Source organism: Pseudomonas sp. E141 (assembly GCF_052659885.1).
This window is the reverse complement of sequence record NZ_CP084024.1, coordinates 600,544-617,564: the sequence shown is the minus strand read 5'-3', so window position 1 is coordinate 617,564 and position 17,021 is coordinate 600,544. Positions and strand designations below refer to the sequence as shown.

At 60.5% G+C, this 17,021-nt stretch carries 13 protein-coding genes; 11 read left to right on the top strand and 2 right to left on the bottom strand.

Annotation, left to right across the window (positions count from 1 at the left end):
* Window positions 1-11: 11 nt before the first annotated feature.
* The 11 genes from GKKCFE_RS02685 (at window position 12) to GKKCFE_RS02635 (ending at window position 15,354) form a co-directional block, all read left to right on the top strand.
* Window positions 12-1,442: a sigma-54-dependent transcriptional regulator gene (locus tag GKKCFE_RS02685; RefSeq protein ID WP_076386346.1), complete on the top strand. Its 1,431-nt coding sequence runs from the start codon at window positions 12-14 to the stop codon at window positions 1,440-1,442.
* A gap of 716 nt (window positions 1,443-2,158) precedes the next feature.
* The gene (locus GKKCFE_RS02680; RefSeq protein ID WP_047229847.1) at window positions 2,159-3,556 is read left to right on the top strand and encodes a polynucleotide adenylyltransferase PcnB; all 1,398 of its coding nucleotides are present in this window, start codon (window positions 2,159-2,161) and stop codon (window positions 3,554-3,556) included.
* 3 nt (window positions 3,557-3,559) lie between these two features.
* Window positions 3,560-4,045, top strand: coding sequence for a 2-amino-4-hydroxy-6-hydroxymethyldihydropteridine diphosphokinase (gene folK, locus GKKCFE_RS02675; protein ID WP_316912591.1), 486 nt, complete (start codon window positions 3,560-3,562; stop codon window positions 4,043-4,045).
* 402 nt (window positions 4,046-4,447) lie between these two features.
* The gene (gene panB / locus GKKCFE_RS02670; protein WP_316912590.1) at window positions 4,448-5,248 is read left to right on the top strand and encodes a 3-methyl-2-oxobutanoate hydroxymethyltransferase; all 801 of its coding nucleotides are present in this window, start codon (window positions 4,448-4,450) and stop codon (window positions 5,246-5,248) included.
* Window positions 5,245-6,105, top strand: coding sequence for a pantoate--beta-alanine ligase (gene panC, locus GKKCFE_RS02665; protein ID WP_445577453.1), 861 nt, complete (start codon window positions 5,245-5,247; stop codon window positions 6,103-6,105). Before panB ends, panC begins: the two co-directional genes overlap by 4 nt.
* Window positions 6,106-6,346: 241 nt before the next feature.
* Window positions 6,347-6,727 (top strand): aspartate 1-decarboxylase, encoded by a 381-nt coding sequence (gene panD / locus GKKCFE_RS02660; protein WP_047229851.1) that lies wholly within the window; start codon window positions 6,347-6,349, stop codon window positions 6,725-6,727.
* Between the two features lie 317 nt (window positions 6,728-7,044).
* Window positions 7,045-8,709, top strand: coding sequence for a glucose-6-phosphate isomerase (gene pgi / locus GKKCFE_RS02655; protein ID WP_047229852.1), 1,665 nt, complete (start codon window positions 7,045-7,047; stop codon window positions 8,707-8,709).
* 205 nt (window positions 8,710-8,914) lie between these two features.
* Entirely contained in the window at window positions 8,915-10,852 is a 1,938-nt protein-coding gene (gene acs, locus GKKCFE_RS02650) for an acetate--CoA ligase (protein ID WP_047229853.1), read from the top strand.
* A gap of 134 nt (window positions 10,853-10,986) precedes the next feature.
* Window positions 10,987-12,003: a class I SAM-dependent rRNA methyltransferase gene (locus GKKCFE_RS02645; RefSeq protein WP_445577452.1), complete on the top strand. Its 1,017-nt coding sequence runs from the start codon at window positions 10,987-10,989 to the stop codon at window positions 12,001-12,003.
* 119 nt (window positions 12,004-12,122) lie between these two features.
* Window positions 12,123-15,056 carry a DUF748 domain-containing protein gene (locus GKKCFE_RS02640; RefSeq protein ID WP_047229855.1) on the top strand — a complete coding sequence of 978 codons (2,934 nt, stop codon included), beginning with the start codon at window positions 12,123-12,125 and terminating at the stop codon, window positions 15,054-15,056.
* A gap of 1 nt (window position 15,057) precedes the next feature.
* Window positions 15,058-15,354, top strand: coding sequence for a DUF2845 domain-containing protein (locus GKKCFE_RS02635; RefSeq protein ID WP_047229856.1), 297 nt, complete (start codon window positions 15,058-15,060; stop codon window positions 15,352-15,354).
* A 322-nt stretch (window positions 15,355-15,676) separates the two neighbouring features.
* Here GKKCFE_RS02635 and GKKCFE_RS02630 read toward each other — a convergent pair whose 3' ends face one another.
* Both GKKCFE_RS02630 and GKKCFE_RS02625 read right to left on the bottom strand, forming a co-directional pair.
* A complete protein-coding gene (locus GKKCFE_RS02630) occupies window positions 15,677-16,030 on the bottom strand; it encodes a BON domain-containing protein (protein ID WP_047229857.1) in 354 nt (117 codons plus the stop codon).
* Window positions 16,031-16,349: 319 nt separating this feature from the next.
* Window positions 16,350-16,796 carry a pilin gene (locus GKKCFE_RS02625; protein ID WP_445577451.1) on the bottom strand — a complete coding sequence of 149 codons (447 nt, stop codon included), beginning with the start codon at window positions 16,794-16,796 and terminating at the stop codon, window positions 16,350-16,352.
* Window positions 16,797-17,021 lie beyond the last annotated feature (225 nt).

The following is a 17,021-nucleotide window of genomic DNA, read 5'->3' as shown; positions in this document are numbered from 1 at the left end:
GAATCGAATCAATGCCGCACATTTTGATCGTCGAAGACGAAACAATTATCCGCTCCGCCTTGCGCCGCCTGCTGGAACGCAATCAGTACCAGGTCAGCGAAGCCGGTTCAGTGCAGGAAGCACAAGAACGTTTCAGCATTCCAACGTTTGACCTGATCGTCAGCGACCTGCGCTTGCCTGGCGCCCCCGGCACCGAACTGATCAAGCTCGGCCAGGGCACGCCGGTGCTGATCATGACCAGTTACGCCAGCCTGCGCTCGGCGGTGGACTCCATGAAAATGGGCGCGGTGGACTACATCGCCAAGCCGTTTGACCACGACGAGATGCTCCAGGCCGTGGCCCGCATCCTGCGCGACCGACAGACGGCGGCCAGCCATGCGCCGGAACCGGCGAGCAAGGCGACAGCCTCCACTAAAGGCGGCGCCGGCAACCATAACGGCGAAATCGGCATCATCGGCTCCTGCCCGCCCATGCAGGACTTGTACAGCAAGATCCGCAAAGTGGCGCCCACCGACTCCAATGTCCTGGTCCAGGGCGAGTCCGGCACCGGCAAGGAGCTGGTAGCCCGGGCGCTGCATAACCTGTCCCGACGGGCCAAGGCCCCGATGATTTCGGTGAACTGCGCGGCGATCCCGGAAAGCCTGATCGAGTCCGAACTGTTCGGTCACGAAAAGGGTGCGTTCACGGGTGCCAGCGCCGGGCGCGCCGGGCTGGTGGAAGCGGCGGACGGCGGGACGCTGTTCCTCGATGAAATCGGTGAACTGCCCCTTGAAGCCCAGGCACGTTTGCTGCGGGTGCTTCAGGAAGGCGAGATCCGTCGGGTCGGGTCGGTGCAGTCGCAGAAAGTCGACGTGCGCCTGATCGCGGCCACGCACCGCGATCTCAAGAGCCTGGCGAAGATCGGCCAGTTCCGTGAAGACCTGTATTACCGTTTGCACGTCATCGCCTTGAAGCTGCCGGCCCTGCGCGAGCGTGGCGCCGACGTCAACGAAATCGCCAATGCTTTCCTTGCCCGCCAGAGCGCGCGGGTCAACCGCACCGATCTCAAGTTCGCCCCGGATGCCGAGCAGGCCATCCGTCACTACGCCTGGCCGGGTAACGTTCGAGAGCTGGAAAACGCGGTAGAGCGAGCAGTGATCCTCTGCGAGAGCCCGGAAATCTCGGCCGACCTGCTAGGCATCGACATCGAGCTCAGTGACCTGGACGATGACGAGTTCATCGGCCTGGCCCCGCAACAGGGTGGTGCCAACAACTCCAGTCACGAGCCTACCGAAGACTTGTCCCTGGAAGATTACTTCCAGCATTTCGTCCTCGAACACCAGGACCACATGACTGAGACCGAACTGGCGCGCAAGCTGGGGGTTAGCCGCAAATGCCTGTGGGAACGCCGCCAGCGCCTGGGTATCCCACGCCGCAAGACCGGGGTCGCCAGCGAAAGCTGAGGTGCGCGGGTAACACCGCCCAATGTGAAAAAACTGTTACCTCAGCTTTTTCACGTAACAGAAGCCGGGGTTTACGGTAACGAAACCCCGGCTTTTTTTCGCCCCGAAAAAACCAACAACCCCGCCAGCCCCCCGACTTTGCTGGGGTTTGCAAAAGTTGGCACGCACCCTGCTATAGCTTTGGTACAAGAACAATAACAAACCGTGTAAACGACAATAAAAATAAGACGAATCGACTCACGCACAATAAAAACAAGACGGCGAGAGGCGCAGCTAACTGATTCTTTTGGAGAGGCGTTGTATTTGGGGCTTGCCCCACAACCAGGCCGAGAACAATAAAACTGTCCCAAGACAGGTGCCTGAACTGGTTGGATCGATTGATCACTGCAACACAGCGACCAAAGCAATCCGTTTGCTCTTGACTCCCGAATGGGAGTGTCACGCAGGGAAAACCTCGTGGCGCGGGCACTCAACAAAAACAAGAAGCCCGAAATCAATAATAAAAACAGAGCACGCAACTAATTCTGGGGGAGCTTCGGCTCCCCCTGTGGTTTCTGTCGTTCCGTCTCCCCCGCAGCCTACAAAGCTTGTAGCTTGAGGCTTGCAGCTCAAAACTCCTGTGTCCTACACCATCCCTCGACTAAATGCTAGAATCCCCGCCCATCATGCGGTCACTCTTCGTTTTTGGCCGAATATTCCTTCAAACAGTGCATCCCATGCTGAAGAAGCTGTTCCAGTCATTCCGTTCTCCCTTGCGTCGTACGCAACACATTCGCAGCACGCCTGAAGTGCTCAACAGTGGCCAGCATTCGTTGCAAAAGGCCCAGTTCAGCCGTTACGCGGTGAACATCGTCGAACGCCTGCAGAACGCCGGCTACCAGGCTTATCTGGTGGGCGGATGTGTGCGTGACATGCTGCTCAACATCACGCCCAAGGATTTCGACGTCGCCACCAGCGCCACGCCGGAACAGATCCGCGCCGAATTTCGCAACGCACGGATCATTGGCCGGCGCTTCAAGCTGGTCCACATCCACTTCGGCCGCGAAATCATCGAAGTGGCGACATTTCGCGCCAACCACCCGCAAAACGATGAAGAAGAAGACAGTAGCCAGTCTTCGCGCAACGAGAGCGGGCGCATCCTGCGCGATAACGTCTACGGCACGCTGGAAGAAGACGCGCAACGCCGCGACTTCACCATCAACGCCCTGTATTACGACCCGGTCAGCGAACGCATCCTCGACTACGCCAATGGCGTACACGACATCCGCAATCGCCTGATCCGCCTGATCGGCGACCCCAAGCAGCGTTACCAGGAAGACCCGGTGCGCATGCTGCGAGCCGTGCGTTTCGCCGCCAAGCTGGATTTCGGCATCGAAAAACACAGCGCCACGCCGATCCGCGAATTGGCGCCGATGCTGCGGGAAATCCCGTCGGCCCGTCTGTTCGAGGAAGTGCTCAAGTTGTTCCTGTCGGGCAACGCGGCGGACACCTTTGAAATGCTGGTGGACCTGCAACTGTTCGACCCGCTGTTCCCGGCCAGCGCCGAAGCGCTGGAGCACAACCCGACCTACACCCACACCCTGATCAGCGAAGCGTTGATCAACACCGATCTGCGCATCAAGCAGAACAAACCGGTGACCCCGGCCTTCCTGTTTGCCGCACTGCTCTGGCCTGCCCTCCCGGCCCGGGTGCTGCGCCTGCAGGAGCGCGGCATGCCGCCAATCCCTGCCATGCAGGAAGCCGCCCACGAGCTGATCAGCGAACAGTGCCAGCGTATCGCGATTCCGAAACGCTTCACGATGCCGATCCGCGAAATCTGGGACATGCAGGAACGCCTGCCACGGCGCAGCGGCAAACGTGCCGACCTGCTGCTGGACAACCCGCGTTTCCGGGCTGGCTACGACTTCCTGCTACTGCGTGAAAGCGCCGGCGAACAAACCGATGGCCTCGGTGAATGGTGGACTGACTACCAGGACGCCAACGACAGCGAGCGCCGCGACATGATCCGCGAACTCAGTGGTAAGGACGACGGTGCCAGCGGCCCGCGCAAGCGTCGTCGCAGCAGCGGCGCCAAGCGTAAACGTGCCGGTGTCCCGAGCGCTTCGGACGAGTAATCGATGGAGCGCATCTACATCGGCATGGGCAGCAACCTCGCCGAGCCCGCCGAACAATTGCGCAGCGCTGTCCAGGCGCTGGCGCAACTGCCCGACACGCAACTGACGGGCGTGTCAGCGTTCTACCAGAGCGACTCCCTGCTGCCTGGCCAGCCACGCTACACCAATGCGGTCGCGGCGCTGGACAGTCGCCTGGCGCCGCTGGACCTGCTCGATGCGCTGCAAGCCATCGAAACCGGGCAAGGTCGCGAACGCCTGGAGCGCTGGGGTCCGCGCACCCTGGACCTGGACATTCTCCTGTTCGGCGATCGCCTGATCGACGAGCCCCGCCTGAAAGTCCCTCACTACCACATGCATGCCCGGGCCTTCGTACTCTATCCCCTCGCAGAACTGGCACCCGCCGACCTGCGCCTGAGCGATGGACGCCTGCTCAAGGACCTGCTTGCAGCGTGCCCGTTTGTCGGCCTGGAACGCTTGCCCTCCAACTGACGTAGATAGCCTGTGGGAGCGAGCCTGCTCGCGATAGCGGTGATTCAACCAATGCAAATGTCGACTGACACACCGCAATCGCGAGCAGGCTCGCTCCCACAAGATTCGGACCCTACAGTCACTTTCGAGACTCCCCCCCACGCTGAAACGCATCAGTAACCCCGGTAACACCCGGCGGTAACACATCCAATTGACTTCCCGGGTACTCCTCACGACTATAGGCGTCCCGTCGCCGCCAACGCGGCGCTAAAGGGCGCAATCCAGGCCTTACAAGCACCACGCATAGAGGGTGCGCCTGTATAAATGACGAATCATGCGCGTTACTCGCAGTAGTTCAAGGAGGTGTTCTCAGTCAGGGAAACCGATTGAGAACATCCCCTGGCGCCTAATGAGGACTTTTTCATGCCAGCTATTACCCTGACCACGCTGCAAGGTCTCAAGCAAAAAGGTGAAAAAATCACCATGCTGACCTGCTATGACGCAACCTTCGCCCACGCCTGCAATGAGGCCGGTGTCGAAGTGCTGCTGGTGGGCGATTCCCTCGGCATGGTGCTGCAAGGTCACGACAGCACGCTGCCGGTGACCACCGCCGAGATGGCCTATCACGTGGCCGCCGTCAAACGCGGTAACACCGATGCGCTGATCCTTGCCGACCTGCCATTCATGGCCTACGCCACCCTCGAACAAACCATGACCAACAGCGCCATGCTGATGCAGGCCGGCGCCCACATGGTGAAAATAGAAGGCGCGTTGTGGCTGGCCGATTCCATTCGCCTGCTGGCCGAACGCGGCATCCCGGTGTGCGCACACCTGGGCTTGACGCCCCAAGCGGTGAACATCCTCGGTGGCTACAAGGTTCAGGGCCGCAATGAAAACCAGGCCCGTCAGATGCGCGCCGATGCGATCGCGCTGGAGCAGGCGGGTGCCGCGATGTTGCTGCTCGAATGCGTGCCCAGCGAACTGGCGGAGGAAATCACCCAGGCGGTGAAGATCCCGGTCATCGGCATCGGCGCCGGCAGCGCCACCGACGGCCAGGTACTGGTGCTGCATGACATGCTCGGCTTGTCGATCACCGGTCGCGTACCCAAGTTCGTGAAGAACTTCATGGCCGGGCAGGCGACCATCCAGGCCGCCCTGGGCGCCTACGTTGCCGAAGTCAAAGCGGCGACCTTCCCTGGCGTCGAGCACGGATTTTCTGCATGAACACCGTCAAAACCGTACGCGAACTGCGGGCCGCCGTGGCCCGCGCCCGCAGCGAAGGCAAACGCATTGCTTTCGTGCCGACCATGGGCAACCTGCACAGCGGCCATATGGCGCTGATCACCAAAGCGGCGCAGCGGGCCGACTTCGTGGTGGCGAGCATTTTCGTCAACCCGCTGCAATTCGGTGCCGGCGAAGACCTGGACAAATACCCGCGCACTTTGGCTGCCGATCAGGAAAAACTGCTCCAGGCCGGCTGCCATCTGCTGTTCGCTCCAACCGTCGAAGAAATGTACCCCGACGGCATGGCCGGACAGACCCGGGTCAGTGTCCCGCAACTGTCCGAAGGCCTGTGCGGCGCCAGCCGTCCGGGGCATTTCGAGGGCGTGGCAACGGTGGTCAGCAAACTGTTCAACATGGTCCAGCCTGACCTTGCGGTGTTCGGCCAGAAGGACTTCCAGCAACTGGCGGTGATCCGCGCGCTGGTCCATGACCTGAACATGCCGATCCAGATCATTGGTGAGCCGACCGTTCGCGCCGAAGATGGTCTGGCGCTGTCGTCACGCAACGGCTTCCTCAGCCCTGAACAACGCGCGGTGGCCCCCGTGGTCTATCGCAGCCTGAGCCAGATTGCCGAGGCGATCAGGCAAGGGCGGCGGGATTTCCCGGTGCTGGTGGCCGAGCAGGTCAAGCAACTGGAAACTGCCGGCTTGCGTCCTGATTATCTGGAAGTCCGCCACGCCCGTACCTTGCGTCCGGCCACGGCCGAGGATCGTGATCTGGTGATTCTGGTTGCCGCTTTCCTGGGCACCACCCGGTTGATCGATAACCTGCACCTGGACCTCGACGCACTCGCCTGAACACCCTAGCCCAATGGGGGGCCTTGTGGGAGCCAGGCTTGCTCGCGATAGCAGTCTAAAAGTCGGCATATGTGCTGAATTTGACGGCGTCATCGCGAGCAAGCTTTGCTCCCACAGCCTTCGTTTCCACAAGGGATAGACGGTGTTTTACAGACTGCATTCTCACATCTCTTGTGTATTGCTGCCTCCAGAGCCTTCGGGCAAACTGCCCGCCGTTCGGACCCGACCAGAGGAAACATTCATGCACGCCATCATGCTCAAGGCCAAGCTGCACCGCGCCGAAGTCACTCACGCCGTGCTCGACTACGAAGGCTCCTGCGCCATTGATGGTGAGTGGCTGGACCTGTCGGGTATCCGCGAATACGAACAGATCCAGATCTACAACGTCGACAACGGTGAACGCTTCACCACCTATGCGATCCGGGGCGAAGAAGGCTCGCGAATGATTTCGGTCAACGGCGCTGCGGCGCACAAGGCGAAGGTGGGTGACCGGGTGATCATCTGCGCCTACGCCCATTACAGCGAAGCCGAACTGGCCAACTTCAAGCCCCGCATGCTGTACATGGCCCCGGGCAACGAACTGAGCCACACCAGCAACGCCATCCCGGTTCAGGTCGCCTGACCGAACCCTGTGCCGCCCCCTCGGTGTGCAAGCCTGGGGGAGCACGCTTTGCTCCCACAGCGGGCATTCCCCAGAATAGGGATTTTGTGCCAGGGAACATCGCCGCGCTTCCGTCTGTCGGACCAATCCCGCCCCTGTTGTATAAAAAAGTACCGGGAAACGGTCTGACAAAGCCAAGACAGATCGCAACGCGAGGTTTACTGTAGTCGCCCTGTGCCCATAGATCGTGTCGACGCAGTTGTCCGGACGCCCCCTGAGGCCATGCCGGAATTTTTAGTGTACAAAAGGTCGTTCAAGTAAAAAGGAAACCCGCAGCGATGGCGTATTACCGAACCCCTCACGACGTGACCGCTCTGCCTGCCTGGCAAGCGCTGAATGACCACCGCAAAGCCATGCAGGATTTCAGCATGCGCGAAGCGTTCCATGCCGATCCGCAGCGTTTCAATCAATTCACTCTGTCGAGCTGCGGCCTGTTTCTCGACTACTCAAAGAACCTGATCAACGCCCAGACCCGTGACCTGCTGGTGTGCCTGGCCAATGAAGTCGACCTCAAGGGCGCGATCAAGGCGCTGTTCGAAGGCGAAATCGTCAATGCCTCCGAGAGCCGCCCGGCCCTGCATACCGCGCTGCGCCGCCCTGTGGGCGATAAACTGCTGGTGAACGGCGCCGACGTCATGCCCGACGTACACAAGGTATTGAACCAGATCACTGATCTGGTGGGGCGCATCCATGACGGCCTGTGGCGCGGCTACACCGAGAAACCGATTACCGACGTGGTGAACATCGGCATCGGTGGCTCTTTCCTCGGCCCGGAACTGGTCTCCGAAGCGCTGCTGTCTTACGCGCAAAAAGGCGTGCGCTGTCACTACCTGGCGAACATCGACGGCAGCGAGTTCCATGAACTGACCATGAAGTTGCGCGCCGAGACCACGCTGTTCATCGTCTCGTCGAAATCCTTCAACACCCTCGAAACCCTGAAGAACGCCCAGGCTGCCCGTGCCTGGTACCTGGCCCAGGGCGGTTCCGAAGCCGAGCTGTACCGCCACTTCATCGCCGTATCGAGCAATAACGCCGCCGCCGTGGCCTTCGGCATCCGCGAAGAAAACATCTTCCCGATGTGGGATTGGGTCGGCGGGCGCTACTCGCTGTGGTCGGCCATCGGCTTGCCGATCGCCCTGGCCATCGGCATGTCGAACTTCAAGGAATTGCTCTCCGGCGCCTATTCCATGGACCAGCATTTCCAGAGCGCGCCGTTCGAACAGAACATGCCGGTACTGCTGGCGCTGCTGGGCGTGTGGTACGGCAACTTCTGGGGCGCGCAAAGCCACGCGATCCTGCCGTACGACCACTACCTGCGCAACATCACCAAGCACTTGCAGCAACTGGACATGGAATCCAACGGCAAGAGTGTGCGCCAGGACGGCACGCCGGTGTCTACCGACACAGGTCCTGTGATCTGGGGCGGCGTCGGTTGCAATGGTCAGCACGCCTACCACCAGTTGCTGCACCAGGGCACCCAGTTGATCCCGGCAGACTTCATCGTGCCGATCGTCAGCTTCAACCCGGTTTCCGATCACCACCAGTGGCTGTACGCCAACTGCCTGTCCCAGAGCCAGGCACTGATGCTGGGCAAGACCCGCGCCGAAGCCGAAGCGGAACTGCGTGACAAAGGTGCGAGCGAAGAAGACGTGCAGAAACTGGCCTCCCACAAGGTGATCCCGGGCAACCGTCCGAGCAACACCTTGGTGGTCGAACGCATCAGCCCACGTCGCCTTGGCGCATTGGTAGCGCTGTATGAACATAAAGTGTTCGTGCAAAGCGTGGTCTGGGGTATCAACGCGTTCGACCAATGGGGCGTGGAGCTGGGCAAGGAATTGGGCAAGGGCGTCTACAACCGTCTGGTGGGCAGCGAAGAAAGCGCGGCCGAAGACCCTTCGACCCAGGGCTTGATCAACTACTTCCGCGGGCGTCATCGCGGCTGATCCTCAAGTAGTTATCAAGGCCCGCGTTACCTTTGTGGGAGCGAGCCTGCTCGCGATGGCGGTGGATCAGTTGACACAGATGTTGACTGACACAGCGCCATCGCGAGCAGGCTCGCTCCCACAGTTGATTTGTACATGACTTGAACCCTCCGGCTACTCGGCGCATCTTTATGACTTGTCGCAAAAACAAGAATAAGGAACCGTCATGTTCGATATCAGCCAGTACCCCCAAGCCGATGCCGTCCGCCGGGCTGCGCAACTGAGTCAGGACGAGTACACGCGGCTCTACAAAGAATCCATCGAACATCCCAGCGCTTTCTGGGGCGAGCAGGCCACGCGCTTTCTCGACTGGATGACGCCTTGGCAAACCGTCCAGCGCTATGACCTCAAGATCGGCGACGCCACCTGGTTCGCCGGGGGCAAGCTGAACGTCAGCGCCAACTGCATCGACCGCCACCTGGAGACACGTGGCGACCAGACGGCGATCATCTGGGAAGGCGACAACCCCGCCGAATCGGCAGAAATCACCTACAAAAAACTTCATCACCATGTTTGCCGCCTAGCCAACGTGCTGAAAAGCCGCGGCGTGAAGAAAGGCGATCGGGTCTGCATCTACATGCCGATGATCCCTGAGGCGGCCTACGCCATGCTTGCCTGCACACGGATTGGCGCGGTGCATTCGGTGGTGTTCGGCGGTTTTTCACCGGACTCGCTGCGCGACCGGATTCTCGACGCCGATTGCCGCACCGTGATCACAGCCGACGAAGGCGTGCGCGGCGGACGATTCATACCGCTCAAACGCAACGTCGATAAGGCCCTGGAAAGTTGCCCGAACGTCAGCACCGTGCTGGTGGTCGAGCGCACCCAGGGCGAAGTGGCCTGGGTCGAAGGCCGCGACCTGTGGTACCACCAGGCCATGCACGACATGAGCGACGATTGCCCGCCGGAACCGATGGACGCCGAGGACCCGCTGTTCATCCTCTACACCTCCGGCAGCACCGGCAAGCCCAAGGGCGTACTGCACACCACAGGTGGTTATCTGCTGCAAGCGGCGATGACGTTCAAGTACGTGCTCGATTACCGCGACAACGAAGTGTTCTGGTGCACCGCCGACGTCGGTTGGGTCACCGGTCACAGTTACATCGTCTACGGCCCGCTGGCCAACGGCGCCACCACGCTGATCTTCGAAGGCGTACCGAGCTACCCCAGCAGTTCGCGCTTCTGGCAGGTGATCGACAAACATCAAGTCAATATTTTCTACACCGCGCCGACGGCCCTGCGAGCGCTGATGCGCGAAGGTGCCGGACCGTTGCAGGAAACGTCGCGCAAAAGCCTGCGATTGCTCGGCAGCGTCGGTGAGCCGATCAACCCGGAAGCGTGGGAATGGTACTTCAACGTGGTCGGCGAACAGCGCTGCCCGATTGTCGACACCTGGTGGCAGACCGAGACCGGCGGCATCATGCTCAGCCCGCTGGTGAGTGCGCCGCGGCTCAAGCCGGGCTGCGCCACCCGACCGATGTTTGGCGTGCAACCGGTGTTGCTGGATGAAACCGGCAAGGAAATCCATGGCGCAGGCAGCGGTGTGCTGGCGATCAAGGCGAGCTGGCCGGGGCAGATTCGCAGCGTTTATGGCGACCACTCCCGCATGGTCGACACCTACTTCAAGCCCTACCCCGGCTATTACTTCACCGGCGACGGCGCCCGTCGAGACGAAGATGGCGATTACTGGATCACCGGGCGCATCGACGATGTGATCAACGTCTCCGGTCACCGCATCGGCACTGCCGAAATAGAAAGTGCCTTGGTGCTGCACGACAACATCGCCGAAGCGGCAGTGGTCGGTTACCCCCACGACCTCAAAGGCCAGGGCATCTACGCTTTCGTCACGCCGATGGACGGAATCGAGGCCAACGACGCGTTGAAAAAGGAATTGCTGGACCACGTCAGCAAGGAGATCGGCAGCTTCGCCAAACCGGAACTGATCCAGTGGGCGCCGGCACTGCCCAAGACCCGCTCGGGCAAGATCATGCGGCGCATCCTGCGCAAGATTGCCTGCAACGAGCTCGACAGCCTCGGTGATACCTCGACCCTGGCCGATCCAAGCGTGGTGGAGGGGCTGATCGACAAGCGCCTTAATCGCTGAGCGAATGACTCGGTTCCCCTGAGGCATCGAGTCCTTGCGTCGCTGGACTGTGGGAGCACAGCTTGCTCCCACAAATCCCCTCGCCACAGAAACTGCTAAACTCCCGCGCCTCATTTCCTTAAGGCGCGCCCGGCATGTCTTCCTTGAATCAGGCGCTGCGCGCCGCCCTCGATCAGCGTCAGGACCTGCTCGGCCAATTGCACCAGCAAGGCACCGATTGCTATCGCTTGTTCCATGGCAGCCAGGAAGGCGCCCCTGGCCTGACGGTCGACCGCTACGGCCCGCAATTGCTGGTGCAAAGTTTCCATCAGTCACTGGAACGCGATGCCTTGCTGCAATTGCACGGTATCGTCAACGAGTGCCTGGGCCTGGACACCCTGCTGGTCTACAACGATCGCGCCCGGGGCAATTCGCGCGTCGACCGCCAGGACACCGTTTACCAGGCTGACGAAACCGCCCTGCAAGACCTTGTCGGCCGTGAATGGGGTCTGAACTACCGCGTGCGCGGGCGCCATGCCGGGCAGGATCCATTGCTGTTTCTCGACCTGCGCAACGCCCGGGGCTGGGTCAAGGAACACAGCCGTCACAAAAGCGTGCTGAACCTGTTCGCCTACACCTGCGGCGTCGGCCTGAGCGCCGCGGCCGGTGGCGCGCGCGAGGTGTGCAACCTGGACTTTGCCGAAGGCAACCTGGCGGTGGGGCGCGAGAACGGTTTGCTCAACCCTGATCTGCCGCCCATGGATTTCGTGCAATCGGATTACTTCCCGGCCATCCGCCAACTGGCCGGCCTGCCCATCAGTCAGCGACGCGGGCAGAAGCTGCCAGGTTATGTGCGCCTGGAGCAACGCCAATACGACCTGGTGCTGCTCGACCCGCCCGCCTGGGCCAAGAGCGCGTTCGGCACTGTCGACCTCTTGCGCGATTACCAGAGCCTGCTCAAGCCGGCGCTGCTCACCACCGCTGAAAATGGCGTGCTGATCTGCTGCAACAACCTGGCAAAAGTCTCCATGGACGACTGGCGCGAGCAGGTGCTGCGCTGCGCGGAAAAGGCCGGCCGCCCGGTGCGCGAATGGAAAATACTGACACCCGGCAGCGATTTCCCCTCGCTGGACCAGCAGCCGCCACTCAAGACGTTGATCCTTCAGCTCTGAACCAGCGGTTCAACTCCTACGCCGAAAACGGACAAATCTGATAAATCACAGTGGCTTCGGAACCGTAAACGCATGCCATACTCCAAGGCACTCCGAATTCACACCAGATGAAGCCGCACATGCCCAAAGGATTGATTCGCGCTTTCGGCGCCCTGTTGACCGTACTGGCCCTCTACAGCCTGCTGGGTTTTCTGATATTACCCGGTGTCGCCTTGCGGATCGCCAATCAACAACTGGCCGACCATGCAACGGTGCCAGCCCAGATTCAGCGTATCGAGCTCAATCCCTTCAGCCTCGAAGTCACGCTTTGGGGCCTGAATGTCGGCGAACCGGGCAAGGAGCAGGTCGCCTTCGAACGGCTGTACACCAACCTGCAGCTCGACAGCCTCTGGTCCGGCGCCCTGCACCTGACCGATATCGAGCTGGACAAGCCCAAGACCGAGATCATGTTCGCCAAGGACGGTCAGTTGAACCTGTTGGGCCTGTTCAAGCTGCCGGCCAGCGAACCCACCCCGGCCGACCCCGACGCCAAGCCGTTTCCCCTGCGAATCGACCGGATCAAACTGGCCGGCGGTTACCTGCATTTTCAGGACCTGCGTCCCAGCGAGCCCATCGAGTTTCTGTACGACACCCTTGATTTCGAGCTCAAGAACCTCAGCACACTGCCCGACGACAACGCCGACATGACCCTGGTGGCCGTCAGCCCTCAAGGCGGTCGGGTCGACTGGACCGGCAACTTCAGCCTCACGCCGATCGCCTCCGAGGGCAAGATCAAAGTCACCGACGGCCAGATGAAAGTCTGGTGGCCCTACGTACGCGACGCGGTACCGCTGGTGCTGGAAAACGGCGTGCTGAACCTGAGTACCGACTACAAGCTCAACCTGGCCAAGGGCACCGAACTGCTGCTCAACAACGTGGCCGTCAGCGTGGCCCCCTTCTCCATCAAGGCGCCGGATGGCCGTCCATTGGCGAAGCTCGAACGCCTGGATGTGAGTGATACAACCGTCGACCTGGCCAAGCAACAAGTCATCGTCGGCAAGATCCGCAGCCAGAAGCTGGAAACCTGGGCCGCGCGCGAGGCGGATGGGCAACTGGACTGGCAAAAACTCTTCGCCAGTCAGCCGGCCAAACCGCAGGTCAAGGTCGAACCGGCGTCGGCCCCGGCAGCCGCCGATTCGCCCGAGCCTGCCCCCCAGGCACCGAGCAAGCCCTGGCAGGTGCTGTTGAAGGACGTGCAACTGCGCAATTACCAGGTGCACCTGGCCGACCGTCAGGCGCAGCCGGCGGTGGCCCTGGAGGTCGGCCCGCTGAACCTCGACCTGCAGAACTACGACACCCTCAACGGCTCACCCTTTACCCTCAAGCTGGATACCGGGATAGGCAAACAGGGCAAGATCCTGGCTGACGGCGAGGTCAACCTGAACCCGATCACCGCCCGGCTCAAGGTCAAGACCCAGGACATCGACCTGCGGGTCGCCCAGGCCTACATCAACCCGTTCATTCGCCTGGAACTGCGCTCCGGGATGCTCGGCAGCGACCTGGCGGTGGACCTCAAGAGCACCGAGCCGCTGGCATTCGCCGTCACCGGTCGCGCCCAGGTCGATCAACTGCACACCCTCGATACCCTCAGGACCCGGGACTTCATCAAGTGGAAACAGTTGGTGCTCGAAGGGCTCAACTATCAGCACGGCGACAGCTTGTCGATCGACAAGGTCAACCTGTACCAGCCTTACGCGCGATTCATGATCAACCCAGACCGCACCACCAACGTCGATGACCTGCTGATCCCGCAACCGGCCGACAGTGGTACGAACAACAGCCCGGCAAAACCGGCATCCCAGGAGAAACCGCTGGGCATCCACGTCGGCGGCATTGCCATCAACGATGGCTCGGCCAACTTCGCCGACTTCAGCCTGACGCCGAACTTCGCCACGGCCATCCAGCAGCTCAACGGCCAGATCGGCACCATCGACAGCCGCCAGGCCAAGCCGGCCACCGTGGACATCAACGGCAAGGTCGACCGCTACGCGCCTGTCACCATCAAAGGGGCGCTCAACCCCTTCGACCCGATGGCCAGCCTCGACATCGCCACCAGTTTCAAACGGGTCGAACTGACGACCCTGACACCCTATTCCGGCAAATTCGCCGGCTATCGCATCCGCAAGGGCCGACTCAACCTCGACCTGCACTACCGGATCACCAAAGGCAAGTTGCTGGCCGACAACAAAGTGGTGGTCGAGCAACTGCAGTTGGGGGAAAAGGTCGACAGCCCGGACGCCGTGAGCCTGCCGCTCAAGCTGGCCGTCGCGCTGCTGAAGGATTCCGAAGGCAGGATTTCCATCGAGCTGCCGGTTTCCGGCGACCTCAATGACCCGCAATTCAGCGTGATGCCAATTGTCTGGCAAACCCTGCGCAACCTGGTGGTACGGGCGGCCCAGGCGCCATTCAAACTCATCGGTGGGCTGGTGGCCGGGGGTGCCTCGCAAGACTTGGGCAGCGTGTCATTCGCCCCGGGCTCAAGCGAACTGAACCCGGACAACGAAGGCACGCTGCTCAAGTTGTCCGAAGCCCTCGGTAAACGTCCGGAGTTGCGCCTGGAGATCGAAGGCACCGCCGCCCAAAGCAGCGACGGTCCGCTGCTCGCCGCCCAGCGTCTGGAACGCGAATACCAGTACAACTACTACAAGATGCTGCAGCGCAGAGGCGACAAAGTCCCTGCCAAGGCCTCGCTGCTGGAGGTGCCCGAGGATGAAAAGGCACCGCTGCTCGAAGGCATCTATCGCACCCGTCTCAAGACCCAGCCACCGGTCGAATGGACGCAACTGGATAAAAAGGCCCGCACGGAAAAACTGCGCGAAGGCGTGATCTCGTTCTGGAGTGGCAACGAAGTGCTGTTGCGCCAGCTGGGACAGGAGCGCGCCAGCAGCATCAAGGATTTCCTGGTGGACAAAGGGCAATTGGCCGATGACCGTGTGTATTTCATCGACGCCAGCCTCGGTCAGGCCGAAAGCGACGGGCGCGTGATCACCCCCATGCATCTGGATGCCGAATAAGATGAAACGTCTGTACGGGCTTAGCCTGATCTTGCTGCTCGCCAGCGGCCAGACGTCGGCAGCCGATACATTGCGCTGTGGCAGCCAGTTGATCAGCGTCGGTGACCGCTCCAGCGAAGTCCTGCAAAAATGCGGGCAACCCGCGGCGCGGGATGACCTGGGCTACAAACGCAGCGTCAATCGCCGGGAAGAATACCCGGTGGAAGAATGGACCTACGGCCCCAACAGTGGCATGTACCAGTACCTGCGTTTCGAGGGGAATCGGTTGGTGCAGATCACCAGCAAGCGGGGGCGCTGAGCGGTTCTGTCATTCAGTTGAGATGGCGTGGGATGTGCCGCCGCCAATCGCAAGCAGGCTCCCTCCCACATTCGAACGCATCTTGCCGAAGAAGCTCGTCCACTGTGGGAGCGAGCCTGCTCGCGAAATCGGCCAGTCGATTTCCCAGATGGGTCCCTGAATACTTTTCCATTGCGCAATAGAACAGGCCCCCGGCACGAATGCCGGGGGCCTGTAATGGCCACTTCCGTGTGGCCTTCGCATGAACTCCAAAGCAACGGCAAACGTATGTCTCAGCCCGCTTGCCGTGCCTTCTCCCGGTCCAGGCGAGAAGCCTTGAGTCTTACTCGGATTTCAGGCCGTCAGCCGAAACGTCTCGGACGCCTTTGATTTTCTTGGTAATCGCCACGGCGGTGTCTTTTTGCGCGTCGGTCAGAACAGTAGTCGACGACAGCGACACTACGCCTTTATTGGTTTCTACCTTGATATCGGAACCTGGGATGCCTTTTTCAGTGACCAGATCGGCTTTGACCTTGGTGGTGATCCAGGTATCAGAAACATCTTCTTTGGCTTCTGTCACTTCACCAGCAGCCAGCATCATCGGAGCCTGAGTTGCTTGAGTGGTCTCGGCGAAAGCGCTAGCCATGGTCAGAGTCAGGGCGGTGGCAGCTGCGGCAGTGATAGCGAACTTCTTCATACGAGTAACTCCTGTTTTTCTCAAAAACTGCCGGAGGTGTTTCCCGGCAGGGTTATCAGGAGTAGTGCGAAGGCTGTGCCAGTTTTCACGAAGTAATTAATTCGTTTTAAATCAAGCGGTTAAGCGAAGCGGAGGTTTTCGCAATCATGCAAAATGCATGAAGAGGCGATTCTGGACATGCAACTTGCGGGTTTTGGACTCTTTTCTAAGCTTATGAATTACGAAGGGTTTTCTCTAAGGCCCGAGATTATTCCCGCTGAGCGCCCAACCTCTAAAAAAAGGGCCGCCACGCAGCCCAGACAAATCAGGTTCGAACTCATTAACCTCCAGTAGGCGTACCTCCAGTAGCCGCAGCAGCACCACCAGTGCACCCGGCAGGCAGGAACTCCTGAGCAGCCGTGGAACCGCATGTCCAGACGCCCGTCGCAGACCGACTTAAGGTGATTGTTTGACCAGCCACTGGAGCAGGCGCATTACGAAGGACACACGCGATGGAGCCTGTTCCAGCGGAAGCAGTGCCAGAGGCGCTCATCGTGCAGTTGCTGGTAGAGGCAGTTCCCCCGATAAGGTCTAAGGTTGGGTTGGTACCCTGGTTCATAGTGTCCTCGAACGGCACCTTCAACGCGGACGCTTCCGCCAGCCCCGCCGTAGCCTTCGCCCGCGCTTGATACTTGGAATACTGCGGCAACGCAAACGTCGCCAGGATGCCGATGATCGCTACAACGATCAGCAACTCGATCAAGGTAAAACCGTTTTGCTTATTCATAGATAATCTCCAAAGCATGAGGTGGAGTCTCATGACCTGAGGAGGCCATTGCATGGCATGTGCCAACCCTGTCGCGCCCGCTGGCAAGGGACTTCGACCCGCCGCGTCCCTATGTCCTACCCCAACAAGCGCACTATCTGACGTTTTTTGTCACTGCGCCCCGCTGGTTTGGTCTGGATGCTTGACTAGGCTATAAGTCATGAACTGTCCGCGTCCGGGATTCCC